The sequence below is a fragment of the Paracoccus sp. S3-43 genome (assembly GCF_029027965.1).
Classification (GTDB): Bacteria; Pseudomonadota; Alphaproteobacteria; order Rhodobacterales; family Rhodobacteraceae; genus Paracoccus.
Genome location: NZ_CP119082.1, coordinates 2,206,413 through 2,233,063 on the forward strand (window position 1 = coordinate 2,206,413; position 26,651 = coordinate 2,233,063).

The 26,651-nt window shown below is 66.4% G+C and carries 21 protein-coding genes; 7 read left to right on the plus strand and 14 right to left on the minus strand.

Going from position 1 to position 26,651, the window contains the following annotated elements; all coding sequences use genetic code 11:
* Positions 1-8: 8 nt before the first annotated feature.
* Positions 9-1,457, minus strand: coding sequence for an IMP dehydrogenase (gene guaB, locus PXD02_RS11500; RefSeq protein WP_275104009.1), 1,449 nt, complete (start codon positions 1,455-1,457; stop codon positions 9-11).
* Between the two features lie 252 nt (positions 1,458-1,709).
* Here guaB and PXD02_RS11505 point away from each other — a divergent pair, with 252 nt between their 5' ends.
* From PXD02_RS11505 to PXD02_RS11530, 6 genes are all read left to right on the plus strand, one after another.
* Positions 1,710-2,837, plus strand: a complete 1,128-nt coding sequence (locus PXD02_RS11505) for an OmpP1/FadL family transporter (protein ID WP_275104010.1) — start codon at positions 1,710-1,712, stop codon at positions 2,835-2,837.
* Positions 2,838-2,940: 103 nt separating this feature from the next.
* On the plus strand, positions 2,941-3,804 hold the full coding sequence (locus PXD02_RS11510; protein WP_275104011.1) for an ATPase: 864 nt from the start codon (positions 2,941-2,943) through the stop codon (positions 3,802-3,804).
* A 2-nt stretch (positions 3,805-3,806) separates the two neighbouring features.
* Entirely contained in the window at positions 3,807-4,733 is a 927-nt protein-coding gene (locus PXD02_RS11515; RefSeq protein ID WP_275104012.1) for a homoserine O-succinyltransferase, read from the plus strand.
* Between the two features lie 3 nt (positions 4,734-4,736).
* Positions 4,737-5,615 (plus strand): polyphosphate kinase 2, encoded by an 879-nt coding sequence (gene ppk2 / locus PXD02_RS11520; RefSeq protein WP_275104013.1) that lies wholly within the window; start codon positions 4,737-4,739, stop codon positions 5,613-5,615.
* 1 nt (position 5,616) lies between these two features.
* Positions 5,617-6,339: an SDR family NAD(P)-dependent oxidoreductase gene (locus PXD02_RS11525; protein WP_275104014.1), complete on the plus strand. Its 723-nt coding sequence runs from the start codon at positions 5,617-5,619 to the stop codon at positions 6,337-6,339.
* A gap of 93 nt (positions 6,340-6,432) precedes the next feature.
* On the plus strand, positions 6,433-7,473 hold the full coding sequence (locus tag PXD02_RS11530; protein WP_275104015.1) for an ABC transporter substrate-binding protein: 1,041 nt from the start codon (positions 6,433-6,435) through the stop codon (positions 7,471-7,473).
* 70 nt (positions 7,474-7,543) lie between these two features.
* On the opposite strand, the gene metH is transcribed toward PXD02_RS11530, so the two are convergent.
* The 7 genes from metH to xdhA all read right to left on the minus strand — a co-directional run bounded on the left by metH (position 7,544) and on the right by xdhA (position 18,819).
* Positions 7,544-10,273 carry a methionine synthase gene (metH, locus tag PXD02_RS11535; protein ID WP_275104016.1) on the minus strand — a complete coding sequence of 910 codons (2,730 nt, stop codon included), beginning with the start codon at positions 10,271-10,273 and terminating at the stop codon, positions 7,544-7,546.
* Positions 10,266-11,309, minus strand: a complete 1,044-nt coding sequence (locus tag PXD02_RS11540; protein ID WP_275104017.1) for a homocysteine S-methyltransferase family protein — start codon at positions 11,307-11,309, stop codon at positions 10,266-10,268. Before PXD02_RS11540 ends, metH begins: the two co-directional genes overlap by 8 nt.
* A 218-nt stretch (positions 11,310-11,527) precedes the next feature.
* Positions 11,528-12,961, minus strand: a complete 1,434-nt coding sequence (locus PXD02_RS11545) for a mannose-1-phosphate guanylyltransferase/mannose-6-phosphate isomerase (protein WP_275104018.1) — start codon at positions 12,959-12,961, stop codon at positions 11,528-11,530.
* A 75-nt stretch (positions 12,962-13,036) separates the two neighbouring features.
* Positions 13,037-14,320 carry a guanine deaminase gene (guaD, locus tag PXD02_RS11550; RefSeq protein ID WP_275104019.1) on the minus strand — a complete coding sequence of 428 codons (1,284 nt, stop codon included), beginning with the start codon at positions 14,318-14,320 and terminating at the stop codon, positions 13,037-13,039.
* Positions 14,308-15,048 carry a xanthine dehydrogenase accessory protein XdhC gene (gene xdhC / locus PXD02_RS11555; protein WP_275104020.1) on the minus strand — a complete coding sequence of 247 codons (741 nt, stop codon included), beginning with the start codon at positions 15,046-15,048 and terminating at the stop codon, positions 14,308-14,310. The genes guaD and xdhC overlap by 13 nt, the downstream gene beginning before the upstream one ends.
* A complete protein-coding gene (gene xdhB / locus PXD02_RS11560; RefSeq protein WP_275104021.1) occupies positions 15,045-17,366 on the minus strand; it encodes a xanthine dehydrogenase molybdopterin binding subunit in 2,322 nt (773 codons plus the stop codon). Before xdhB ends, xdhC begins: the two co-directional genes overlap by 4 nt.
* Before the next feature lies 1 nt (position 17,367).
* Entirely contained in the window at positions 17,368-18,819 is a 1,452-nt protein-coding gene (gene xdhA, locus PXD02_RS11565; RefSeq protein WP_275104022.1) for a xanthine dehydrogenase small subunit, read from the minus strand.
* Between the two features lie 114 nt (positions 18,820-18,933).
* Between xdhA and PXD02_RS11570 the strand changes: the two genes are divergently transcribed.
* Positions 18,934-19,827: a LysR family transcriptional regulator gene (locus PXD02_RS11570; RefSeq protein ID WP_275104023.1), complete on the plus strand. Its 894-nt coding sequence runs from the start codon at positions 18,934-18,936 to the stop codon at positions 19,825-19,827.
* Between the two features lie 42 nt (positions 19,828-19,869).
* Here the strand turns inward: PXD02_RS11570 and PXD02_RS11575 are convergent, their stop codons facing one another.
* From PXD02_RS11575 to bhcC, 6 genes are all read right to left on the minus strand, one after another.
* On the minus strand, positions 19,870-21,132 hold the full coding sequence (locus tag PXD02_RS11575) for a urate hydroxylase PuuD (RefSeq protein WP_473092019.1): 1,263 nt from the start codon (positions 21,130-21,132) through the stop codon (positions 19,870-19,872).
* 4 nt (positions 21,133-21,136) lie between these two features.
* A complete protein-coding gene (uraH, locus tag PXD02_RS11580; RefSeq protein ID WP_275106415.1) occupies positions 21,137-21,490 on the minus strand; it encodes a hydroxyisourate hydrolase in 354 nt (117 codons plus the stop codon).
* 174 nt (positions 21,491-21,664) lie between these two features.
* Complete coding sequence (locus PXD02_RS11585; RefSeq protein WP_275104024.1) at positions 21,665-23,014, minus strand: 8-oxoguanine deaminase; 1,350 nt, start codon at positions 23,012-23,014, stop codon at positions 21,665-21,667.
* Complete coding sequence (locus PXD02_RS11590) at positions 22,998-24,476, minus strand: nucleobase:cation symporter-2 family protein (protein WP_275104025.1); 1,479 nt, start codon at positions 24,474-24,476, stop codon at positions 22,998-23,000. The genes PXD02_RS11585 and PXD02_RS11590 overlap by 17 nt, the downstream gene beginning before the upstream one ends.
* Before the next feature lie 35 nt (positions 24,477-24,511).
* Entirely contained in the window at positions 24,512-25,474 is a 963-nt protein-coding gene (bhcD, locus tag PXD02_RS11595) for an iminosuccinate reductase BhcD (protein WP_275104026.1), read from the minus strand.
* On the minus strand, positions 25,475-26,638 hold the full coding sequence (gene bhcC, locus PXD02_RS11600) for a 3-hydroxy-D-aspartate aldolase BhcC (RefSeq protein WP_275104027.1): 1,164 nt from the start codon (positions 26,636-26,638) through the stop codon (positions 25,475-25,477). It abuts the gene before it with no gap.
* Positions 26,639-26,651 lie beyond the last annotated feature (13 nt).

Genomic DNA, 26,651 nt, shown 5'->3' on the forward strand with positions numbered 1-26,651 from the left:
CCCCTTGATCATCCAAGACGATAGTTCGGGCTTTCCCGGGTGATCTGGACGTCGTGGACGTGGCTTTCCTTCAGTCCCGCCCCGGTGATGCGCACGAACCGGCAGTTCTTGCGCATCTCCTCGACCGTCGCGCAGCCGGTATAGCCCATCGCTGCGCGCAGGCCGCCGACCAGCTGGTGGATCACAGCACTGGCGGAACCCTTGTAGGGCACCTGGCCCTCGATCCCCTCGGGGACCAGCTTGTCGGTCGCCGCATCCTTCTGGAAATAGCGGTCGGCCGACCCCCGCGCCATCGCGCCCAGCGATCCCATGCCGCGATAGGATTTGAAGGACCGGCCTTGGTACAGGATCACCTCGCCGGGGGATTCGTCGGTGCCGGCGATGGCGCTGCCGACCATGGCGCAGCTTGCGCCCGCCGCGATGGCCTTGGCGAAATCGCCGGAAAACTTGATGCCGCCGTCGGCGATGATCGGCACGTCGCCCGCAACCCCCGCCGCGTCCATGATCGCCGTCAGTTGCGGCACGCCCACGCCCGCCACGATCCGCGTGGTGCAGATCGAGCCCGGCCCGATGCCGACCTTGACCGCATCGGCCCCGGCGTCGATCAGCGCCCGCGTCGCCTCGGCCGTGGCGACGTTTCCGGCGACCACCTGCACCTCGTTGGAAAACATCTTCACCCGCTCGACCGCCTTGGCGACGCCCGCCGAATGGCCGTGGGCGGTGTCGATCACCACCATGTCCACGCCCGCGTCGATCAGGGCCTGGCTGCGCTCATAGCCCTCGTCCCCCACGGTCGAGGCGGCGGCGACGCGCAGGCGGCCCAGCCCGTCCTTGCAGGCCAGGGGGTTCAGGACCGACTTCTCGGTATCCTTCAGCGTCAGCAGGCCGGTCAGCTTGCCCTGCCCGTCCGTGACCAGCAGCTTTTCGATGCGGCGTTCCTTCATCAGCCCGATGGCCTGCTGGCGGTCGGCCGGTTCGGTCAGCATCGCCAGGTTCTCCGAGGTCATGACCGCCCGCACCGGCGTCCGGTCGTCGCTGGCAAAGCGCATGTCGCGGTTGGTGACGATGCCCACCACGCGGCCCTGGTCGTCCACGACCGGAAAACCGGTGACGTTGAAGCGTTCCTGGAACGCCTTGGCGTCGCCCACGGTCTGATCGGCGCGCAGCGTGATCGGGTTGTAGACGATGCCCGATTCGAACCGCTTGACGCGGCGAACCTCGTCGGCCTGCTGTTCGGCGGTCAGGTTGCGGTGGATCACGCCCATGCCCCCGGCCTGGGCCATGGCGATGGCCATCCGGCTTTCGGTGACCGTATCCATGGCGGACGACAGCAGCGGGATGTTCATGGCGATGGCGCGGGTCACGCGCGTCGTCACATCGGCGGTCGAGGGCATCACCGTGGATGCGGCGGGAACCAGAAGAACATCATCAAAGGTCAGGGCCTCACGAATCTGCATGGCGGTGGTCCTTGCGGTAACGTCGTTTGGCAGTTTCCCCTTTCACGCGCCGGGGGCTTTGTCCAGTGAGGGTCGAGGATTTTGTTGCCGCCCCGGCGGTTGGGCGGGCGGACAACCGAAAGTTGCCGCAATGTCACGCAGCCCACGCGGATCTCGCCCAGACGCCGCGTCATGTTGCACCGTTAATTGATTCATAAGACATCCGGAGTAAGGCTTGATCCAGCGGTCGCTGACTGCGAGAGGGAGGAACTCATGAAAAAAACAATAATGACCGGGGGCGCCATCCTGCTGATCTCGGCCTCGCCGATCGTCGCGGGCGGGCTCGAACGCGCGCCGCAATCCCTGGCCGTCCTGTTCGAGCAGGGGAACTACGCCGAACTGACCTTCGGCGGCGCGGATCCGACGGTCGAGGGCAAGGACATCGCGGGCTTCGATACGGGCGATGTGGCGCAGGGCTATGGCTTTGTTGGTCTGGCCTACAAGCATCAGTTCAACGACAACCTGTCGGCCGCGGTCATCCTGGAGCAACCCTTCGGCGCCGATCTGCGCTATCCGCTGGTGCCTGACGGCTCGCCCGTTCTGGGCGGAACACGGGTCGAGGTGAACTCGACCACCTATACCGCCCTTGCCCGCTACAAGTTCGGGAACAACCTTTCGATCCATGGCGGGATCCGCGCCTCGAACGCCGATGGCGGGGTGAGGCTGGACGGATTGGGCTATCAGAGCACGGCGGGTTACAACCTTGAAATCGCCGAAGAATGGGGTATCGGCTACGTCCTCGGCGCGGCCTATGAGGTGCCCGAGATCGCGGCACGGGTGTCGCTGACCTACAATTCGCCCATCGAACATGACTTCGACATGACCGAGACCGGCGGGCCGCTGCCCATCGCATTCCGGGACAATTATACCGTCAAGACCCCGCGCAGCTGGACGTTGGAAGGCCAGACCGGGATCGCCGCCGACACACTGCTGTTCGGCTCGATCCGCTGGGTGAAATGGTCCGAATTCGTGGTGGACAACTTCCTGTTCCCGATCGAACGGGGCGCGGGCGTACCGCTGGTCGAGGTCGAGGACACGACGACCTATACCCTGGGCCTTGGCCGCAAGTTCACCGAGAACTGGTCGGGCTCGGTCTCGTTCCTCTATGAACCCGGCAAGGGCGACACCGCCTCGCCCCTGGCGCCGACCAATGGCCGGAAGGCCGTCACGCTGGCGGCGATCTATACGATGGACAATCTCAAGATCACCACCGGCATCAACTATACCAAGCTGGGCGATGCCCGGCTGGGTGTCGGCGAAACGGGAAACAAGACGGATGTCGCCACGATAGACGACGGCGATGCCTGGGGCATCGGCGTCCGCGTCGGCTACAGCTTCTAGGCGGGACATATCGCGGCAACCGCCAGGCCCCGCCCCCCCGGCGGGGCCTTTGCTTTTCGCCGGGCGCGGATTACCTATGCGCCGCGAGGCGAAGGGGCATCCGATGATCTATGGCAGCGGCGGCGAATGGCTGGGGACGGGCGCGAAGCGCGTCGTCCTGTTCGGGATGTCGGGCCTGGGCAAGACCTACCTGTCCAACATGCTGCGCGAGGCGGGCGACTGGTTTCATTATTCCGTCGATTACCGGATCGGCACCCGCTACATGGGCGAATTCATCGCCGACAATTTCAAGCGCGAGGCGATGAAGGTTCCCTTCCTGCGCGACTTGCTGCTGTCGGACAGCGTGTATATTGCCAGCAACATCACCTTCGACAACCTGGCGCCGCTGTCCACCTATCTGGGCAAGCCCGGCAGCCCGTCGCGCGGGGGCCTGCCCTTCGACGAATACTGCCTGCGCCAGAACCAGCACCGCCGGGCGGAAATCGCGGCCCTGCTGGATACCCGCCATTTCATGGACCGCGCCCGCGACATCTATGCCATCCCGCATTTCGTCTGCGATTCGGGCGGGTCCATCTGCGAGGTGGTGGATCCCGACGATCCCGCCGATCCGGTGCTGTCGGCCCTGGAACGCGACCTGCTGATGGTCTGGATCAAGGGATCGGACACCCATACCGCCGACCTGATCCGCCGCTTCGACCGCGCGCCGAAGCCGATGTATTACCAGCCCGCCTTCCTCGACAAGGCCTGGATCGCCTATCGCGTGGAAAAGGGCCTGGCCGAGGACGAGGTGAACCCCGACGATTTCATCCGCTGGACTTACGCACGCGCCCTGGCCCACCGCCAGCCGCGATACGAGGCGATGGCGCGGCGCGGCGTCACCGTCCTGGCCGAGGAGGTGGCGCAGGTGAAAACCCCCGCCGACTTCGACGCCCTGATCGCCCGCGCCATCGACCGCAAGGAACCCTGACCATGCCCATCACCCTGAACGAGAACCTGCCCGCCTATCGCATCCTGTCGGACGAAGGCGTGATGGTGATGTCTCCGGGCCGGGCCGCGACGCAGGACATCCGGCCGCTGCGGATCGGGCTGCTGAACCTGATGCCCAAGAAGATCCAGACCGAAAACCAGTTCGCCCGGCTGATCGGCGCGACGCCCCTGCAGATCGACTTTCAGCTGATCCGCATGTCCGACCACGAAAGCCGCAACACGGCCGCCGACCACATGGCCAGCTTCTATCGCCCCTTCCGCGAGGTCGAGGCGACGGGCGAGAAATTCGACGGCCTCATCATCACCGGCGCCCCGGTCGAGCAGTTGCCCTTCGAGGACGTGACCTATTGGCCCGAACTGACCCGCGTCTTCGACTGGACGCAGGGCCATGTCCATTCGACCTTCGGCGTCTGCTGGGGCGGCATGGCGATGGCCTGGCATTTCCACCGGCTGGACAAGCACCTGCTGGACCACAAGGCCTTCGGCTGTTTCCGCCACCACAACCAGGCCCCCGCGTCCCCCTATCTGCGCGGCTTTTCCGACGACGTGCTGGTCCCCGTCAGCCGCTGGACCGAGGTGCGCCAGCCCGACGTGGACGCCCGCCCGGCCCTGCGCACGCTGCTGTCCAGCGACCAGTGCGGCCCCTGTCTGCTGGAGGATCCGGGGCATCGCGCGCTCTATGTCTTCAACCATTTCGAATATGACAGCACGACGCTGAAAGAGGAATACGACCGCGACGTGGCGGGCGGCAAGGCGATCAACGTGCCGGCGAACTATTACCCCGACGATGATCCCCTGCGCCCGCCGTCGAACCGCTGGCGCAGCCATGCCCATCTGCTTTACGGTAACTGGATCAACGAGATATACCAGACGACATGGTTCGACATGTCGCGCATCGGCGAAGGATAGGCGATGACCAAGACCCCGAACCTGCCGCTGGTCGGCAAGATCACCGAGGCGCTGAAGGCCGCGCCGAGAGAGCTCCGCAAGGCCATCGACGACGCGGGCGGGGATGCGATCCTGAACCCGACCTTCCCCTATCGCGAAGAGATCGACAGAAAAACCCATGACGCGCAGATGGAGCAGTTGCAGTTGCAGCTGGTCCGCATGATGCATGACGTGGTGGCGACCGGAAAGCGCCTGGTCGTCCTGTTCGAGGGCCGCGACGCCGCAGGTAAGGGCGGCACCATCGAACGGATGCGCGAGAACCTGAACCCCCGGTCGGCCTATATCGTCGCGCTGCCCAAGCCGACCGAACGCGAGGCGGGGCAGTGGTATTTCCAGCGTTACGTGGACTGGCTGCCCGCCCAGGGCGAATTCGCGCTGTTCGACCGAAGCTGGTATAACCGCGGCATCGTCGAACGCGTCTTCGGCTTTTCGACCGAACAACAGCGCAACGCCTTTTTCCGCCAGTTGCCGGGGTTCGAACAGACCCTGGTCGATGACGGCATCATCCTTGTGAAGCTGTGGCTGAGCGTGGGCCGCGCCGAACAGATGCGCCGCTTCCTGGACCGCGAGCGCGATCCGCTGAAACAGTGGAAGCTGTCGGCCATCGACGTGGACGGGCTGGCGAAATGGGACGAATACACCGTCGCCATCCATGACACGCTGAACCTGTCGCATTCGCCCGTCGCGCCCTGGACGGTGATCCGGTCCGACGACAAGCGCCGCGCCCGGATTGCGGCCATCCAGACGGTGCTGAACGCGGTCGATTTCGCGGGCAAGCACGCGGACCGCATCGGCCTCCCCGACCCGGCGATCACCGGCGGGCCGGAACTGCTGGACGCATGAGATGGACCTGAGGAACAGCCGCGCCATCGTCACCGGCGGCGCATCGGGCCTTGGGGCGGCCACCGCCGACTGGTTCCGCGCACGGGGCGCCGCCGTCGTGGTCCTGGACCGGGCGGCGGGCGACGATCCGAATCATGTCCAGGCCGACGTGACCCGCGCGGACAGCGCGGCGTCGGCCATCGCGCGGGCGGTGGAGCTGATGGGCGGCATCGACATCTGCGTGAACTGCGCGGGCATCGTGATCGGCCAAAAGACCGTGGGCCGGACCGGGCCGCACGACCTCGACGCCTTTCGCCGCGTGGTCGAGGTGAACCTGATCGGCAGCTTCAACATCCTGCGGCTGGCGGCGGTGGAAATGGCGCGCAACGGGCGGACGGAAAACGGCGTGATCGTCAACACGGCCTCGGTCGCGGCCTTCGACGGGCAGAAGGGACAGGCGGCCTATGCCGCGTCCAAGGCCGGGATCGCCGGGATGACCCTGCCGCTGGCGCGCGACCTGGCGGGGCTGGGGATCCGCGTCTGCGCCATCGCGCCGGGCATCTTCGCCACGCCGATGCTGCGCGGCCTGCCCCAGGACGTGCAGGACGGGCTGGCGGCCGAAGTCACCTTCCCGCCCCGGCTGGGCGATCCGCAGGAATTCGCGCGGCTGGCCGCCCATATCGTCGAGAACGCCTATCTCAACGGCGAGGTGATCCGCCTGGACGGCGCGTTGCGGATGCGCTGATCAACGACCCCTCAGGGCCGCGCGATGCCCTTGCGCCAGGGTTTGGCCGCCGCTAGCGTTCGGGGCGAACCGCCCAACAGGAAGGCCGATCTCATGCGCTTGCTGACCACCACCGCCCTCGCCTCTGCCATCGCCCTGCCCGCCCTGGCGGCGGACCGCGAACTGACCGTCTTCGACTGGGCGGGGTTCGAGGAACCGTCGATCTTCCAGGCCTATATCGACAAGCACGGCGACAGCCCGACCTATGCCTTCTATGGCGACGACGACGAGGCGTTTCAGAAGGTCGCCTCGGGCTTCAAGGCCGACGTGGCCCATCCGTGCAGCCAGATGGTCAGCAAATATCGCGACGCCGGGCTGATCGAGCCGTGGGACACCGCGAAGATCCCGAATTTCGACAAGATCGACCCGCGCTTCCTGGATTCGGCGGTCTTCAAGGATGATGCCGGCGTCTGGTTCATCCCGGTCGACTGGGGCGCCGCGGCCATCGCCTATAACACCGAAACCGTCCCGGCCGAAGATGTGGCGACGCTGCAAGTCTTTACCGACCCGAAATACCAGGGCCGCACCTCGCTGCCCGATTCGTCGGACGACGTGTGGGCGCTGGCCTATCTGGCGACCGGCACGACCGACTGGACCGACGTGACCGACGAACAGTTCCAGGCCGCCGCCGACTGGCTGCGCCAGGCGCATCAGAACGTCGCCGCCTATTGGGCCGATCCCTCGGAACAGGCGCAGCTGATGGCGTCGGGCGCGGTGGATGTCACCTGGTCCTGGAACGATGTCCTGTCGCTCCTCCAGGCCGAGGGCTATCCGGTGGGCTTCCAGCGCGAGCCGGCCGAAGGGTCGTCCACCTTCTTCTGCGGCTATGTGAACCTGAAGGACGGGCCGGGCAACGAAGACAAGGCCTATGACTTCATCAACGCCTGGCTGGAACCTTCGGCGGCCAAGGGGCTGCTGGACACGATCGGCTATGGCCACACCTCGACCGAGGCGATGGCGACGATCGCCAATGAGCCCGCCGTCGCCATGGGCCTGGCCCAGATCGAGGCCCCGATCCTGGCGCAGACCCCCAACGATCCCGCGCAGCGCGAGAAGCAGCTGGCCGAGTTCGAGAAGATCAAGGCCGGGTTCTGAGAAAAGCCGGGGGACTTCACGTCCCCCGGACCCCCTGTGGGATATTTGCGTGAAGAAGAAAGGCCGAGGCTTATGCGGCCTCGTCCTTTTTGCGCGGGGTATAGTTCAGGATCGGGGCCAGCCAGCGTTCGACCTCGGCCAGGTCCATGCCCTTGCGCGCGGCATAGTCGCGGACCTGGTCTTCCTCGATCTTGGCCACGCCGAAATAATAGCTGTCGGGATGGCCGATATAGAGGCCCGAGACCGAGGATCCCGGCCACATCGCCATGCTTTCGGTCAGGTGCACGCCGGTCGCGGCCTCGGCGTCCAGCAGGCGGAACAGGGTCAGCTTCTCGGTATGGTCGGGCTGCGCGGGATAGCCGGGCGCGGGGCGGATGCCCTTGTAGGGTTCGCCGATCAGGTCCGCAGGCGCGAAGGTTTCGTCGGCGCCATAGCCCCAGAACTCCTTGCGGACGCGTTCGTGCAGCATCTCGGCCATGGCTTCGGCGATGCGGTCGGCCAGCGCCTTGACCATGATCGCGGCGTAATCGTCGTTGGCGCGTTCATAGCGGGCGGCGATCTCGGATTCCTCGGGGCCCGCCGTCACCACGAAGCCGCCGACATAATCGGGCCGGCCCTCGGGCGCGACGAAATCGGACAGCGCCACATTGGGGCGGCCGCCGCGCTTCGTCACCTGCTGGCGCAGGGTGTGCAGCGTCGCCAGGGGCGTTGCGCGCCCCTCATCCGTGAACAGGCGGATGTCGTCGCCGACCGTATTCGCAGGCCAGAAGCCCACCACGGCACGGGGCTTGAACCAGCCGCCCTCGACGATCCGGGCCAGCATTTCCTGCGCGTCGCGGAACAGGTGGCGCGCGGCCTCGCCCTGCTTCTCGTCGTCGAGGATCCGGGGATAGACGCCCTTCAGCTCCCATGTCTGGAAGAACGGCGTCCAGTCGATATAGCGCGCGATCCGGGCCAGATCCCAGTCGTCGATGACGCGGGTGCCCAGGAATTGCGGCGCGGTCGCCGCATAGGCCGACCAGTCCAGCTTCAGCGCATTGGCCCGCGCGGCGGCCAGGGGCAGGCGCTGCTTGGCGGCCTCGGCGCGTTCGTGGCGTTCGGCCACGTCCAAGTATTCGGCGCGGATGCCGTCCACATAGGCCGCCTGCTGGGACGGCGACAGCAGCGACGACACCACCCCGACGGCCCGGCTGGCATCGGTGACATAGACCGCCGCGCCCTTGTGATAGCGCGGCGCGATCTTGACCGCCGTGTGGATCTTCGAGGTCGTGGCCCCGCCGATCAGCAACGGCACCTGGAACCCCTCGCGCTCCATTTCCGAGGCCACATGCACCATCTCGTCCAGGGACGGGGTGATCAGGCCGGACAGGCCGATCACGTCGACCTTCTGCTCGCGCGCGACCTCCAGGATCTTCTGGGCGGGCACCATCACGCCCAGGTCGATGACCTCGTAATTGTTGCAGGCCAGCACGACGCCGACGATGTTCTTGCCGATGTCATGGACATCGCCCTTGACCGTCGCCATCAGGATCCTGCCCGCCGCCTGGCGGTCGCCGCCGCCATTCGCGGCCTTCTCGGCCTCCATATAGGGCAGCAGCACGGCCACGGCCTGCTTCATCACGCGGGCCGATTTCACCACCTGCGGCAAAAACATCTTGCCCGCGCCGAACAGGTCGCCCACCACGTTCATCCCCGCCATCAGCGGGCCTTCGATGACATGCAGCGGGCGTTCGGCGGCAAGCCGCGCTTCCTCGGTATCGGCCTCGATGAATTCGGTGATGCCGTTGACAAGCGCATGTTCCAGCCGCTTTTCGACCGGCCATTCGCGCCAGGACAGATCCTTTTCGCGCTTCTGCGCGCCGCCGTCGCCCTTGAACCGCTCGGCGATCTCCAGCAGGCGTTCGGTGGAGTCGGGGCGGCGGTTCAGGACCACATCCTCGCAGGCCTCGCGCAGATCCGCGTCGATCTGGTCATAGACGGCAAGCTGGCCCGCATTGACGATGCCCATGTCCATCCCCGCCTGGATGGCGTGGAACAGGAACGCGGCGTGCATCGCCTCGCGCACGGGTTCGTTGCCGCGGAAGCTGAAGGACAGGTTCGACACCCCGCCCGAGACATGGGCGTGCGGCAGGTTCCGGCGGATCCAGCGGGTCGCCTTGATGAAGTCGACGCCATAGTTGTTGTGTTCCTCGATCCCGGTCGCCACGGCGAAGATGTTGGGATCGAAGATGATGTCCTCGGGCGGGAAGCCCACCTCCTCGGTCAGGATGCGATAGGCGCGGGCGCAGATCTCGATCTTGCGGGCGCAGGTATCGGCCTGGCCCTGTTCGTCGAAGGCCATGACCACGACCGCCGCGCCATAGGCAAGGCAGAGGCCCGCCTGCTGGCGGAACTGCTCCTCGCCCTCCTTCATGGAGATCGAGTTCACGACCGGCTTGCCCTGCACGCATTGCAGGCCCGCCTCGATCACCTCCCATTTGGAGCTGTCGATCATCACCGGAACGCGGGCGATGTCGGGTTCGGCCGCCAGCAGGTTCAGGAACTCGACCATGGCGGCGCGGCTGTCGATCAGCCCCTCGTCCATGTTGATGTCGATGATCTGGGCGCCGTTTTCGACCTGATTGCGCGCGACTTCCAGGGCCGCCGCGTAATCGCGGTTGGTGATCAGCTTCCGGAAGCGGGCGGACCCGGTGACGTTGGTGCGTTCGCCGATGTTCACGAAAGGAATGTCGGGCGTCAGAACAAAGGGTTCCAGGCCGGACAGGCGCAACCGGCGCTCAAGCTGGGGGCGTTCAGACATATTCCGGCACCTTTCGCGGGCTGAACCGGGCCACGGCCTCGGCGATGGCGCGGATATGATCGGGCGTGGTGCCGCAGCAGCCGCCGACGACATTGACCAGACCTTCGCGGGCGAATTCCGCGACCTGCGCGGCGGTGTCGTCCGGGCCTTCGTCATATTGGCCGAAGGCATTGGGCAGCCCGGCATTCGGATAGGCGCAGATATGGGTGTCGGCCACGCCCGCCAGTTCCGCCAGATGCGGCCGCATGGCCGAGGCGCCAAGCGCGCAGTTCAGCCCCACCGACCAGGGCCGGGCATGGCGGATCGAATGCCAGAAGGCCGTGGGCGTCTGCCCCGACAGCGTGCGCCCCGAGGCATCGGTGATCGTGCCCGAGATCATCAGCGGCAGCGCCCGCCCATGCCCCTCCATCGCCTGGAGACAGGCGAAGATCGCCGCCTTGGCGTTCAGCGTGTCGAAGATCGTCTCGATCAGCAGGATATCGGAGCCGCCCTCGATCAGCGCCTGCGCCTGTTCGTGATAGGCGCGGCGCAGCTCCTCGAAGGTGACGGCGCGATAGCCGGGGTTGTTCACGTCCGGGCTGATCGAGGCGGTGCGGTTGGTCGGCCCGATCGCGCCCGCGACGAAACGCGGCCTGCCGTCCTGGGCGGTGGCGCGGTCCAGGGCGCGGCGGACGATGCGCGCGCCCTCGACATTCAGGTCGCGCACCGCCGCCTGCATCCCGTAATCGGCCTGGGCGATGGTGGTGGCGGAAAAGGTGTTCGTCTCGACGATATCGGCGCCCGCCTGGGCATAGCGGTAATGGATTTCCTCGACCGCCTCGGGCTGGGTCAGGATCAGCAGGTCGTTGTTGCCTTGCTGGGGATGGTCGGAATGGTGGCGGCAGGCATGGCCCGATCCCTGGCCGGTATAATCCTCCTCGGCCAGGCCCAGGTTCTGGATCTGCGTGCCCATCGCCCCGTCCAGGATCAGGATCCGTTCGGCGGCCAGCCGGTTCAGCACCTCGAAGGCGGGGGATGGGGTCAGTCTGCCGGTCATCGTGTCATCCTTGCCAGAAGGCGCAGATATAGCGACGAAACGCCTTGGCGACAAATTCATAATCCTACAGAAGATTATGAAAGCGCGGCATGTGCCTTTCACCTTGGCTCAAATATCCTCGCGGCTTCGAAGCGCCCGGAAAAAGGTCCAGAGAACCTTTTCCAGCGAGGAAGGGGCCGACCGGCCCACGCGGGGGGCGAAGCGCCCCCGGCTTGCGGTCACTCCGCGCTGCTGCGGGCATAGATATCCTCGTATCGGATGATGTCGTCCTCGCCCAGATAGCTGCCGGTCTGCACCTCGATCAGGACCATCGGCACCTTGCCGGGGTTTTCCATGCGGTGAACGGCGCCCAGCGGCACATAGATCGACTGGTTTTCCGTGACCAGCGTCACCTTGTCGTCCACCGTGACCTTGGCCGTCCCCGACACGACGATCCAGTGTTCGGACCGATGCACATGGCTTTGCAGCGACAGGGCCGCGCCCGGCTTCACGACGATGCGCTTGACCTGGAATCGGTCGGCCAGGGCCAGGGTCTCGAACCAGCCCCAGGGGCGGTGGTCGCGCGGAAAGGCGGTGGCCTGCTTGCGGCCCTTGTCCTTCAGCACGCTGACCGCCTGGCGCACGTCCTGAGCGCGGGATTTGTCCGCCACCAGAACGGCGTCGGCGGTGGCGACGACCATCACGTCGGTCAGCCCGATGCCCACGACCTCCAGATCCTCGCTGTCGGACCGCAGCAGCACGTCATGGCAGTCGATGGCGGTGGAATGGCCGTCCGTCACCACGCCATCGTCGGCGGGCGTCTCCAGCAGCGCCTCGCGCCAGACGGCGTCCCAGCCGCCCAGATCCGACCAGCGTTCGGAAAAGCGCACCACGGTCAGGTTGTCGGCCTTTTCCATCACCGCATAGTCGATGGACTGGTCCGGCAGGCTGTCCCATGGACCCTTGGCTAGGCGCAGGAAGCCGATGTCGTCCTTGGCCTGATCCAGCGAATCCAGCACTGGCGGCAGGTAGTCCGGGGCATGGGCGCGGAAGGCGTCGATCATGGTATCGGCGCGGAACAGGAAGATCCCCGCGTTCCACAGGAAATTGCCCTGGGCCAGCATCTGCGCCGCCGTCTCCGCGTCGGGCTTTTCGACAAAGCGCGCCAGCGGCTGCGGACCCTCGCCCTGCCCGGCCAGTTCCAGATAGCCGTATCCGGTCTCGGCCCGGTCGGGGGTGATGCCGAAGGTGACGATCCGGCCTTCCGCCGCCGGACCCGCGCCCTGTCGCACGGCGCGGGCGAAGGCGGCCCCGTCCGGGATGACGTGATCGGACGGCGCGACCAGCAGCAGCCCCTCGGGATCCTTGGCCGCGACCATCAGCGCGGCGACCAGGATCGCGGGCGCCGTGTTGCGCACCGAGGGTTCGATGACGATGGCGCCGGGGCGGATGCCCGCCTGGTCAAGCTGCTCGGCCACGATGAAGCGGAAATCGGCGTTGGTCATGACCACCGGATCGGCGAAATCCGGTCCCGCCAGCCTGCGAGCCGATGCCTGGAACAGCGTCTGGTCCCCCACCAACGGCGCGAACTGCTTGGGAAAGCTCTTGCGCGACACCGGCCACAGCCGGGTGCCCGATCCGCCTGCCATCAGAACGGGGGTGATCTTGGTCATGACGCTGTCCCTTGCACGCTGATTACGCGCCAAGGGATAGCCTGCCGCGTCGCGCCGGGAAAGCCCGCCCGTCGCTCAACCCGCGGTTTTCATGGGCTGGCCCGCGACATAGGTCTGGGCGACGGACCGGTCGTCGCCCATGATCTGCAGGACGAACAGTTCCTGCTCCAGCGTCTCGGCGCGGGCCATGCGCAGGGCCATCGCCGGGGTGGCGCGGGCGTCCAGCACAACCAGGTCGGCCATGCTGCCGGGGTCCAGCGTGCCGATCCGGTCCGCCATCCCCAAGGCGACGGCGTTACCCCGCGTGATCCAGTGGAAGGCCGACAGCGGCGTCAGCTTCTGGCCGCGCAGTTGCAGGATCTTGTAGCCCTCGTTCAGGGTCTGCAACATCGAATAGCTGGTGCCGCCGCCGACATCGGTGGCGATGCCGCTGACGATCCCCGCCGCGCGCAGGCCGCCCTCGTCGAACAGCCCCGAGCCCAGGAACAGGTTCGAGGTCGGGCAGAACACCGCCCGGCTGCCGGTTTCCGCAATCCGCGCGATCTCTCGCGGGCGCAGGTGGATGGAATGGCCCAGCAGGGTCTTGTCGCCCAGCAGGCCATGGGTCTCGTAGATATCCAGGTAATCGCGCGCCTTGGGGTAGAGCGACAGGGTAAAGTCGATCTCTTCCAGGTTCTCGGACAGGTGGGTCTGGATGTGGCAATCGGGATGTTCGCGGGCAAGCTGGCCGGTCATCGCCATCTGTTCCGGCGTCGAGGTGATCGCGAAGCGCGGCGTGATCGCGTAACGCTGCCGCCCGGTGCCATGCCAGCGGGCGATCAGCGCCTTGCTGTCGTCGTATCCCTGCTGGGGCGTGTCCAGCACCTCGGGCGGGGCGTTGCGGTCCATCATCACCTTGCCCGCGACCATCGCCATGTTGCGGGCATGGGCGGCGGAAAACAGCGCCTCGGCGGATTCCGGGTGGACGGAACAGAAGGCGACCGCCGTGGTGGTGCCATGCGCGGTCAGCAGGTTCAGGAAGGCATCGGCCATGGCGGGGGCATGGCCCTGCTGGTTGAAGCGCGCTTCCTCGGGGAAGGTATAGGTGTTCAGCCAGTCCAGAAGCTGCGCGCCCCAGCTGGCGATCACCTGCACCTGCGGGAAATGGATATGCGTGTCGATGAAGCCCGGCAGGATCAGGTGCGGGCGGTGGTCGGTTTCCTTCAGGCCGTCGCGGGCCAGCGTGGCGTAGTCGTCCACGGCGAGGATCCTGCCGTCCTCGATCAGGATCGCGCCGTCCTCGATATAGCGGTGGTTGTCGGTGGTGTCCTGGGGGTCGGCGTGGAACCCCAGGACGCGGCCCCGGATCAGCTGTTGCATGGATATTTATATGAAGAAGAAGTTGCGGTCAGCCGCGCGATCAATTCGGCGGCGGTGAAGACGGCGATGACCGCCGGGCGCTTGTCATGGGTGAAGCCCGCGCCGATGGGACAGGTCAGCGGCGCGGGGTCGATGCCCTTCGCCTTGGCGAAGCGGGTGAACTGGGCGCGTTTGGTGGTGCTGCCGATCATGCCGATATAGGTCAGGTCGTCGCGCGACAGCGCCTCGGCCGCCAGCAGGAAGTCGAGCGCGTGGTCGTGGGTCAGGATCACCACCGCGCTGCCGGGGCGGGCGGCGCGGATTTCGGCCTCGGGCAGCGGGGTCAGTTTCGTGGCGATACCGGGGGCGGCCTGGGCCAGTTCCTCGGGGCGCGGGTCGATCAGGGTCGCGTTGACCGGCAAAGGGTGCAGCGCGAAGGCCAGGGCGCGGCCGACATGGCCCGCGCCGAAGATCAATGCGTCGGGATGATCCTCGGGCGTCGGCCCTTCGCGGTCCAGGTGCAGGACCACGCGGCCGCCGCAGCATTGGCCGATCTCGGGGCCGAGGGGGATGTTCATCCGGGCCTCGGCCTCTCCGGCCGCCAGCATCTGCCGCGCGCGGTCGATGGCCATGTATTCCAGCTGGCCGCCGCCGATGGTGCCCTGGACCGAGGCGGGACCGACGAACATCTCGGCCCCCGCCTCGCGCGGGGTAGAGCCCAGGGCCTGGATGACCCGGACCCGGATCATGGCCGCCCCGAGTCCCGGCGCAGCGCCTCGATCGCCATCAGCACGCGTTCGGGCGTGGCCGGGGCGTCAAGGCGCGGGTGTTCGCGATAGTCGCTGAAGGACGCCACGGCCATGTTGATCGCCTCGAAGACGCTGATTCCCAGCATGAAGGGCGGCTCGCCCACGGCCTTGGACCGTTTGATCGTGCGTTCGCTGTTTTCCGACCAGTCGGCCAGCTTGACGTTGAAGACGCGCGGCCGGTCGGATGCCAGCGGCACCTTGTAGGTGGACGGCGCATGGGTGCGCAGCCGGCCCTTGGCGTCCCACCACAGTTCCTCGGTGGTCAGCCAGCCGGCGCCCTGAACGAAGGCGCCCTCGACCTGGCCCTTGTCGATGGCGGGGTTGAGGCTGCGGCCTACGTCGTGGATCACGTCGGTGCGCAGGGTCACATATTCGCCGGTCAGCGTATCCACCGAGACCTCGGACACCGCCGCGCCATAGGCATAGTAATAGAACGGCCGCCCCCGCCCGGTCGCGCGGTCCCAATGGATCTTCGGCGTCTTGTAGAAGCCGGCCGCCGACAGGTGGATCCGCGCCATATAGGCGGCCGCGATCACCTCGGTGAAGGGGATCTCGTGATCGCCCGCGCGGATATGGCCGGGGACGAAGCGGATTTCGTCCTTCGGCTGCTGCCAGCGTTCGGCGACGAAATCCACCAGCCGGGCCTTGATCTGTTCCGCCGCGTCAAGCGCCGCCATGCCGTTCAGATCCGTCCCCGAGGATGCCGCCGTGGCCGAGGTGTTGGGCACCTTTTCCGTGGTGGTCCGGGTGATCTTGATCTGGTTGATGTCGCATTGGAACGCCTCGGCCACGACCTGGGCGACCTTGGTGTTCAGGCCCTGCCCCATCTCGCAGCCGCCATGGTTCAGCGCGATGGATCCGTCGTTATAGACATGGATCAGCGCGCCCGCCTGGTTGAACCAGGTGGCGGTGAAGCTGATGCCGAATTTCACTGGGGTCAGGGCGATGCCCTTGCGGATCACGCCGCCTGTCGCGTTCCAGTCCAGCACCGCCCGGCGGCGGGCGTGGTAATCGCTGGACGCCTCAAGCTCCTCGAAGATGCGGGGCAGGATCTGGTCGGTGACCTCCTGGTGATAGGGGGTCAGCTGGCCGTTCTGGTAAAGATTGGCCTTGCGGATCTCCAAGGGGTCGCGGCCCAGGGCATAGGCGATTTCCTCGACCATGCGTTCGGCCACGATCACCCCCTGAGGGCCGCCGAAGCCCCGGAAGGCGGTGTTGCTGACCGTATGGGTCTTCATCGGATGGCTGCTGACGCGCACATCGGGATAGTAATAGGCGTTGTCGCAATGGAACAGCGCGCGGTCCGTGACCGGGCCGGACAGATCGGCGGAAAAGCCGCAGCGGGCATACCAGTCGCCCTGCACGGCCAGAATCTTGCCGGTATCGTCGAAGCCGACCTCGTAATCCACGACGAAATCGTGGCGCTTGCCGGTGGCGGTCATGTCGTCGTCGCGGTCGGGGCGGATTTTCACCGCGCGGTTCCAGCGTTTGGCGGCGATGGCGGCGACACAGGAAAACAGGTTCATCTGCGTTTCCTTGCCGCCGAAGCCGCCGCCCATCCGCCGCACGTTCACCACCACCGCGTTGTTCTGGCAGCCCAGGACATGGGCGACCATGTGCTGAACCTCGGACGGGTGCTGGGTCGAGACGTTGATGGTCACGTCCTCATCCTCGCCCGGCACGGCCATGGCGATCTGACCCTCAAGATAGAAATGGTCCTGCCCGCCGATGCTGAAGCGCCCCTTGATGCGGCGCGGGCTTGCGGCAAGCCCCGCATCCGCATCGCCCCGGCGCAGGGTCAGGGGATCGGTGACATAGCCCATGCCCGCATCGCGCGCCGCCATGGGATCCAGCGCATGGGGCAGCACGTCATAGCTGATCCGCGCCTTGTGCGCCGCGCGCCGGGCCTGATCGCGGGTCTCGGCGATGACGGCGAAGACCGGCTGGCCCCAGAACAGCACCTCCTCCTCGGCGAAGATCGGATCGTCGTGCTTGCCGTTCGGGGACACGTCGTTGACGCCGGGAATGTCCTTGGCGGTCAGCACGCCGACCACGCCGGGCATCGCCAGGGTTTCCGAGAAATCCATGCCGGTGATCCGGCCATGGGCGCATTGCGACAGGCCCAGATAGGCGTGCAGCAGCCCGTAAGGTTCGGCCAGGTCGTCGGTATAGTCGGCGCGGCCGGTGACGTGCTTGATGGCGCTGTCGTGGATGGTGTCCTGATGCGCCTGTCCGCGAATGATGGTTTCGTCTTTCATGTCACGCTCCCACGGCTTCATGCAGGCGAACGGGTAGGCCCGGTTCAGATTGCTCCAGCCAGAAGCGGCGGAACAGGTTGGCGGCCACGGTGCGGCGGTAATCGGCGCTGGCGCGCCAGTCGGATAGCGGCTGGAAGTCGTCGGCCACGGCACGGGCGGCGGCTTCAAAGGTTTCCGCCGCGAAGGGTTGGCCGGTCAGCGCGGTTTCGGCCCCGGTGGCGCGCTTGGGGATGCCCGCCATGCCGCCGAAGGCCACGCGGGCCTCGGAGATGGCGCCATTTTCAACCGTCAGGCAAAAACCGGCGGCGACGGCGGTGATGTCGCTGTCGCGGCGTTTGCTGATCTTGTAGGCGGCAATCCGGGCGTTCGGGCGGGTCGGGATGATGACTTCTTCCACGAATTCGCCCGACGCGCGGTCCTGACGCCCGTATTCGATGAAATAATCCTGCAAGGCCACCTCGCGCCGCGCCGCGCCCTTGCGCAGCACGATCCGCGCAGCCATCGCGATCAGCAGCGGCGGCGTGTCGCCGATGGGGGATCCGTTGGCGATGTTCGCGCCGATGGTGCCCATGTTGCGCACCTGCCAGCCGCCGATGCGCAGCCAGTAATCGTATGCGGCGGGAATATGCTGGCGGATCAGGGGCGCGGCCTCGCTGTAGGTCACGCCCGCGCCCAGGCGGATTTCGCCATCCTCGACGCGCTTGCCCTTCATCAGATGGCCGATGAATACGGCGGGGGAAATGTCGCGCATGAACTTCGTGACCCACAGGCCCACGTCCGTCGCGCCTGCGATGATCGTGGCCTTCGGCTCGGCCTCCAGCACCGCCGCCAGGTCGTCCGCATCGGCGGGGATGATGGCGCGTTCGCCGCCCTTGGCCAGTTCGACGCGTTCGCCGCGCATGTCGCGCAGCGTCGCGGCGACCAGTTCCCGTTCCACCGCCAGCGCATCGCCGGCCTGCCCGCCCGCGCGACCCGCCGCAAGCGCCGCCTTGATGATCGGCTCGTATCCCGTGCAGCGGCAGATATTGCCCTGCAACGCCGTCTCGATCTCGGCCACGCCCGCGTCGGGGTTCGACATCCACAGCCCATAAAGCGCCATGACGATGCCCGGCGTGCAGAAGCCGCACTGGCTGCCGTGATGCTCGACCATCGCCGCCTGGATCGGATGCAGCCCGCCCTCGGGGCCGCGCAGATGTTCCACCGTCACCACATGGCAGCCGTGCAGCGACGCGAGGAAGCGGATGCAGGCATTCACCGGCTCATAGACCAGCCCGTCGTCGGTCAGCCGCCCCACTAAGACCGTGCAGGCGCCGCAGTCGCCCTCGGCGCAGCCTTCCTTGGTGCCGGTCAGGCGGCGGTCGATGCGCAGGAAATCCAGCAGCGTGTCGGATGCCCCGACCTGGGTCAGCTCGACCGGGCGGCCGTTCAGCAAAAAGCGCAGCGCGGGTGTCATGGCGTTCCTTCGTGGCTGTGGACCCATCGTCAAAGCTAGGCCGAAAAAAGCGGTTGCGAAATCGGTGCCGACCCGGAAGACTTTACACGAATCCTTGAAAGCGGCCTATCACCCATGTCCTATCTTGAAAGCCTGCGCGTCTTCGTCCGGGTGGTCGAACTGGGGTCGATCACCGCCGGGGGGCGGGATCTGCGGCTTTCCCCGGCAGTTGCCTCGAATCGCATCAAGGATCTGGAAAACCGCTTTGGCGTGCGGCTGCTCAATCGCACCACCCGCAAGCTGACGCCCACCGAGATCGGCCGCGCCTTCTATGACAACGCCCGCCGGGTGATCGAGACGCTGGACGAGGCCGAGGCGCTTGTGTCCAGCTTCTCGGGCCGCCCGCAGGGGGTGATCCGGCTGACCGCGCCCCTGGGCCTGGGGCGGCGGCTGATCGCGCCGCTGATCCCGCCCTTCTGCGCGGAAAACCCCGGCGTGGATTTCCGGCTGCGGCTGTCGGACCGCAACGTCAACATCGTGGAAGACGCCATCGACCTGGCCTTCTTCCTGGGCGAACCCGCCGATTCGGCGCTGAAATGGCGCAAGATCGCCGATTGCCCGCGCGTGCTGGTCGCCTCGCCCGACTATCTGGAACGGCAGGGCACGCCGAAAGCGCCCGAGGATCTGGCGGGCCACAACTGCCTGCTTCTGCGCTATCCGCGCAGCCCGGAATATTTCTGGGTGCTGCAATCCGAGGATGGCCCGCAGAAGATGATGGTCGGCGGGCGCTTCGACACCGACGACGGCGACGTGCTGACCGCTTGGGCGCTTGGCGGCGAAGGCATCGCCAACCGCCCGCTGTACGAGGTCGCGGCGGACCTTCAGGCGGGGCGGCTGATCGAGGTTCTGCCCCAGAACCGCCCCCTGCCCGCCCAGTTCGGCTGCCTGACCCCGCACCGGCGGTTGCAGGATCCCAAGGTCAGGATGTTCGCGGATTTCGCGGTGCGGGAACTGAAAAAGGTGTTCTGATGAAAACGGCCTCTCGCGGGGGCCATGGTTCTTTCCGGTCCGCTACAGCCCTGCCAGGCTGGCCCCACCCGCCGACCGGAACCAGCGGATAACCTGCGCCCGTTCCTGCGGTTCCATGAAGCTGACATTGGCGGGCGGCATGGCGTCGGTCAGCCCCGCCTGGACATAGATTTCGCGCGCGTGCCTGGCAATGTCGCCAGGCGTTTCCAGGAACACCCCCTTCGGCGCGTGATGGATGCCATCGTATCCCGGCTCGCGCGCGTGGCACATGGAACAGCGGCCCAGCACGATGTCGCTGACCTGCTGGAACCCCTCGGCCTCGGCAAAGCGGGTCTCGACCGGGGTCAGGGGCCGCGCCTCGGCCTGTTCCAGGCTGTCCTGGTTCAACCCGGCCGAGGACAGCCACATCACCAGGATGAACAGCACCACCGTGACCGCCCAGGTCCACCACAGCATTCCCTTGCGGGCGTGCATGGTGTTGAAGAAATGCCGGATGGTCACGCCCATCAGGAAGATCAGCGCCGCGATCAGCCAGTTGTATTGGCTGGCAAAGGCCAGCGGATAGTGGTTCGACAGCATCAGGAAGATGACCGGCAGCGTCAGATAGTTGTTATGCGTCGACCGCAGCTTGGCGATCTTGCCGTATTTCGGATCGGGCGCGCGCCCGGCCTTCAGATCCGCCACCACGATCCGCTGGTTCGGCATGATGATGAAGAACACGTTCGCGGTCATGATCGTCGCGGTGAAGGCGCCCAGATGCAGCAGCGCGGCGCGGCCGGTGAAGACCTGCGTATAGCCCCAGCCCATCACCACAAGCGCCACGAACAGCAGCAGCATCAGCACCGTCGGCGTCTCGCCCAGCCTGGACTTGCACAGCGTGTCATAGATCAGCCAGCCCAACGCCAGCGAACCGGCCGAGATCAGGATCGCCTGCCAGGTCGCCAGATCGGCCTTGGCGGTGTCGATCAGATACAGGTTCGCCCCTGCCCAATAGGTGACCATCAGCAGCGCCGCGCCGCTGATCCAGGTCATGTAGCTTTCCCATTTGAACCAGGTCAGATGCTCGGGCATCCGTTCCGGGGCGACCAGATATTTCTGAATATGGTAGAAGCCGCCGCCATGGACCTGCCATTCCTCGCCATGGGCTCCCTTGGGCAGGCCGGGCGCCTTGGTCAGCCCCAGGTCGAGCGCCACGAAGTAGAAGGACGATCCGATCCAGGCGATGGCGGTGATGACATGGGTCCAGCGGATGGCGAAGGCCAGCCATTCCCAGATGACGATGGGGTCGGGGATCAGGTGCAGCATGGTTTCAGCTTCCCCGATAGGTGGAATAGCCGAAGGGCGAGACCAACAGCGGCACGTGATAGTGATCGTCCTGCGACATGCCGAATCGGATCGGGATCACGTCCAGGAAACGCGGGCTTTCCGGGTCGACCCCGGTTGCATCCATCCAGGCGCCGGCGTGGAATTCCAGCTCATAGGTGCCGGTCGCGAAATCCGCCGCGGGCAGGATCTGGCTGTCGGTGCGGCCGTCGTGGTTGGTGCGCAGCCGCGCAAGCTCGGTCCGCTGTCCGTTTTCCAGACGGAACAGCACCACCTCCATCCCCTCGGCCGGGCGGCCGCGTGCCGTGTCCAGCACATGCGTGGTCAGGTATCCTGGCATCATCGCCCTTCCCTTATTATCGTGGCCTTCCTGATAACCGATCCCCCTGCGCCTGCACGAGAGGGACCATAAGCAAGGTAGTCTTAAGATTCCGTAGAAAATCGGACGGAACGATGCTCTTTGCCTTGGTCGAAATATCCTCGGGGGGTCCGGGGGGCGAAGCGCCCCCGGTCCTCAGCCCGCCAGACGCGCCACGGCCTTTTCGGCGCGCGTCCGCAGATCGCGCGGATCGGCGGTCAGCAGCCGGTGATCCTCCACGACCGCCCGGCCAGCCACATAGACCGTCCTTGGCCGCACCGGCGCGCAGAAGATCAGCGCGGCGACCGGATCCCACTGTCCTGCCAGCGGCAGGTCCGAGACATCCCACAGCACCAGATCGGCCTGCATCCCAGGCCTCAAGGCACCGATATCGGACCGCCCCAGCACCCGCGCCCCGCCCAGGGTCGCGATCTCCAACGCTTCGCGCGCGGCCATCGCGGCGGGGCCATCCTTCAGCCGGGCGACCAGCATGGCCTGCCGCGCCTCCTGCCCCAGATGGCTGCAATCGTTGCTGGCCGACCCGTCCACGCCCAGCCCCACCGGCACCCCCGCATCCCGCATCGCCCGGACCGGGGCGATGCCGCTGGCCAGCCGCGCGTTGGAACAGGGGCAATGCGCGACCCCGGTGCCGGTGCGGGCGAAGAGGTCGATTTCCGGCGCCGACAGCTTGACGCAATGGGCGTGCCACACGTCGTCTCCGGTCCAGCCGAGGCTTTCGGCGTAATCGCCCGGCAGCATCCCGAAATTGTCTAGGGAATAGCGGATATCCTCGTCATTCTCGGCCAGGTGGGTGTGCAGCCGCACGCCCTTGTCCCGCGCCAGGATCGCCGCGTCGCGCATCAACTCGCGGCTGACCGAGAAGGGCGAGCAGGGCGCAAGGCCCACCTGCACCATGGCCCCCTCGCCCGGCTCGTGAAAGGCGTCCACGACCCGTTCGCTGTCCTTCAGGATCGCGGCCTCGTCCTCGACCAGGGCATCCGGCGGCAGGCCGCCCTTGCTTTCGCCGATCGACATGGCGCCGCGCGTGGCGGTGAAGCGGATGCCGATCTTTTGCGCGGCCTCGATGCTGTCGTCCAGGCGCGAACCATTGGGATAAAGATACAGGTGATCCGACGAACAGGTGCAGCCCGACAGGGCCAGTTCCGCCAGCCCGACCTCGGCCGAGAGGCGGATGTCGTCGGGCGTCATCCGCGCCCAGATCGGATAGAGCGTGCGCAGCCAGCCGAACAGCGCCGCGTCCTGGGCGGCGGGCACGGCGCGGGTCAGGGCCTGGAACAGGTGATGATGGGTGTTGACCAGCCCCGGCGTGACCACGCAGCCCGCCGCGCTGACCACCTCGGCGCCGTCGCGCGGCAGGTTCTCACCCGCCGCGACGATCTTTCCATTCTCGACCAGGACATCGCCGCCCCGGATCTCGCGCCGGGCGTCGTCCAGGGTGACGACGACCTCGGCCCCCCGGATCAGCGTCCTAGTGGTCCGCGACATGACCGGCTTCGCGGATCGCGTCCTCGTCGATATGGGCCGCGCCGTTGTAGAACCAGTTGAGGATCACCGCCGTGATCGCCGCCAGCAGGATGCCGGAATGGATCAGCGGGTGGATCGCATGGGGCATCCACTGGTTGAAGTTCGGCGCCACCAGCGGGATCATCCCCATGCCCACCGAGATCGCGACGATGAACAGGTTGTGCCGGTTGGTCGCGAAATCGACGCGCGCCAGAATGCGCACCCCGGTCGCCGCGACCATGCCGAACATCACCAGCCCCGCGCCGCCCAGAACCGTGGTCGGCAGCGATTCGACCAAGGCGCCCATCTTCGGGATCAGCCCCAGCACGATCATGATCGCGCCCCCCGCCACGCAGACGAAGCGCGACCGGATGCCGGTCACGCCGACAAGGCCGACGTTCTGGCTGAAGGACGTATAGGGGAAGGTGTTGAAAATCCCGCCGATCACCGTCCCCAGCCCGTCCGCCCGCAGGCCCGCCGCCAGGGATTTCTGGTCCAGCGGCTTCTTGCAGATGTCGGACAGCGCCAGGAACATGCCGGTCGATTCGATCAGCGTGACCAGCATCACCAGCACCATGGTGGCGATCATGATCGGATCAAAGGTCGGCATCCCGAAATGGAACGGCTTGATGACCGCGAACCATTCCGCCGCTCCGACCTTGTCGAAGCTCATCATGCCCAGCATGGCCGCGACGATGCCGCCCACGATGATGCCGATCAGGACGGCGATGTTGGACAGAAAGCCCCGCGCGAATTTCGACACCAGCAGGATCGTGCCCAGCACCAGCACCGCGATCAGAATGTTCTGCCCCGCCGCATAGAGCGGGTTCTGCACCGTCGGGGCCAGGGCGACGCTGGCCGGAACCTCGCCCGCCGCCCGCGCCGCATCCAGCCAGGCGGCCGCCGCCGGATCGACGATCCTGGGGGCGGTCGGGCCGGCTTGCAGGCCGAAGATCCAGTTGATGCCGATGGGCATCAGGCTGATGCCGATGGTCAGGATCAGCGTGCCCGTCACCACCGGCGGAAAGAACCGCAGCATCCTGGAAATGAACGGCGCGATCAGGATGCCGATGATCCCCGCCGCGATGATGGCGCCGAACAACGCCCGCGCGCCCTCGTGACCGGGCAGCGATGTCGCCACGGCGACCATCGGGCCGACCGAGGCGAAGGTCACGCCCATCATCACCGGCAGCTTGATGCCGAAATACTGCGTCGCCCCAAGGCTCTGGATGATGGACACGATGCCGCAGACGAACAGGTCGGCGGAAATCAGGAACGCCACCTCCTCGGGCGGCAGGTTCAGCGCCCGGCCGACGATCAGCGGGACCGCGATGGCGCCCGCATACATGACCAGCACATGCTGGAACCCAAGCGTGAACAGCTTGGGCGCGGGCAGCATCTCATCCACCGGATGAACACCCCCCTGATAAGTTGCCTCAGACATTGCGGACCTCCCTTTCCACGGATGCCTCGTTTCGTTCAGATGTCGACCTGGGTGGCCCTCCCATGCCGCTTTGCCAGTTCGACCACGGCGCCCGCGACGGCCAGATCCTGAAGACCGACCCCCGTGCCGTCAAAGATGGTGACTTCCGCATCGCCACGTCCCGGATGATTGCCAATGATGACCTGGCCTATCGCGGTGACATCGCTGTCGGAAATCAGTTTCTGCGCGCTCGCGTGCTGGAATTCGCCGATGCTGACGGATTGGGCAATCTCGTCGGTGAACAGGCGCGCGCGGGCGACAAGGGCGGGGTCAAGTTCCTGCTTGCCCCTGGTGTCGGTGCCCATGGCCGCGATATGGGTCGGCCCCTTGACATGGCCGTCCAGCAGCAGGGGTTCGAAGGCCGAGGTGATGCTGACGATCACATCCGCCTGTTCGCCCAGCGTCGGCAGATCCACCGCCTCGAAGGGCAGGCCCAGTTCGGTCGCGGTCTCGGCCAGGCGGGTCAGCATCTCGGGATGCGGGTTCCAGCCGATCACCCGCTCGAACTTGCCGAAGCGCACGGCGGCGCGCATCTGGAAGGCGGATTGGTGGCCCGCCCCGATCATGCCCAGCACCCGCGCCCCTTCGGGCGCAAGGTATTTGCTGGACACGGCGCTTGCCGCCGCCGTGCGCAGGGCGGTCAGCAGGTTCCCTCCGACCGCCGCCGACACGCGTCCGGTATCCGGGTCGAACAGGAACACAGTGGACTGGTGGTTGATCAGCCCGTGCTTGCCGTTGTTCGGCCAATAGCCCCCTGCCTTCAGGCCCAGCGTCATGCCCGCCCCGTCGAAGCCGCCCTTGAAGCCATAGAGCGCATCCTCGTGCCCGATGGCCTCGCGCACGACCGGAAAGTTGCGGGCATCGCCCCGCGCCATGGCGGCGAAGACCGCCTCGACCGCGTCGAACGCGGCCTCGGGGGTCATCAGCCCGGCGATCTCGGATTCAGGAACGACCCACATTCAGAAGGCTTTCCCGCGCGCCGAGACCGGCCACAGGGTTTCCACCTTGCCGTTCCTGACGCCCACATACCAGTCGTGGACGTTGCAGGTCGGATCGCAATGGCCCGGCACCAGCCGCAGCTTGTCGTTGACCTTGAGAACGCCGTTCGGATCCTCGACCACGCCATGCTCGTCGCTGCACTTGATGTATTTCACATCGTCGCGGCCATAGACAAAGGGCAGCCCGCTGTCGACCGACTGCGCCTTCAGCCCCGCGTCCACCACCGCCAGATGCGGCTTGGCGTGGGACATGACCGAGGTGAGGATGAACAGCGCGTTTTCCCATTCGCCCTGGTCGATGCGGCGGCCGTCCTTGTCGTGGATCCGGCCGTAATCGGCATCCATGAAGGCATAGGAACCGCATTGCAATTCGTTATAGACGCCCGAATTGCTCTCGAAATAATAGCTGCCGGTGCCGCCGCCGGACACGAATTGCGGCTCCAGCCCCTCGGCCTTCAGCGCCTCGACGGCATCCGTCACCTGGGCGATGGCCGCGTCCAGCTTGGCCTTGCGGTCGTCATAGCTGTCCATGTGCTGCATCGCGCCCTGATAGGCTTGGATGCCCTTGAAGGTCAGGTTCGGCGCGGCGGCCACGGCGCGGGCGATGGCCAGCACCTCGGGCGTGGTCTTGACGCCGCAGCGGCCTGCGCCGCAGTCGATCTCCACGAAGACGCCCAGTTCGGTGCCGTGCCTGACCGCCGCCGCCGAGAGATCGGCCACGTTCGCCACGTCATCGACGCAGACCGTCACCGTCGCGCCCAGCTTGGGCATCCGGGCCAGCCGGTCGATCTTGGCCGCGTCGCGGACCTGGTTGCTGACCAGAATATCCCTGATGCCGCCACGGGCGAAGACCTCGGCCTCGGAGACCTTCTGGCAGCAGACGCCGACGGCGCCGCCCAGCGATTCCTGCAATTTCTGCACATCCACCGACTTGTGCATCTTGCCGTGGCTGCGGTGGCGCATGTTATGCGCCTTGGCATAGTCGCCCATCTTCCTGATATTGCGCTCCAACGCATCCAGATCCAGGATCAGGCAGGGCGTCTGGATGTCGCCCTCGTCCATGCCCGGCAGCGCGGGCACGTCGAAGCCGACTTCCAGGTTCTCGAAATTCACGGGTGCGTTCATGGTCAGGCCCTCC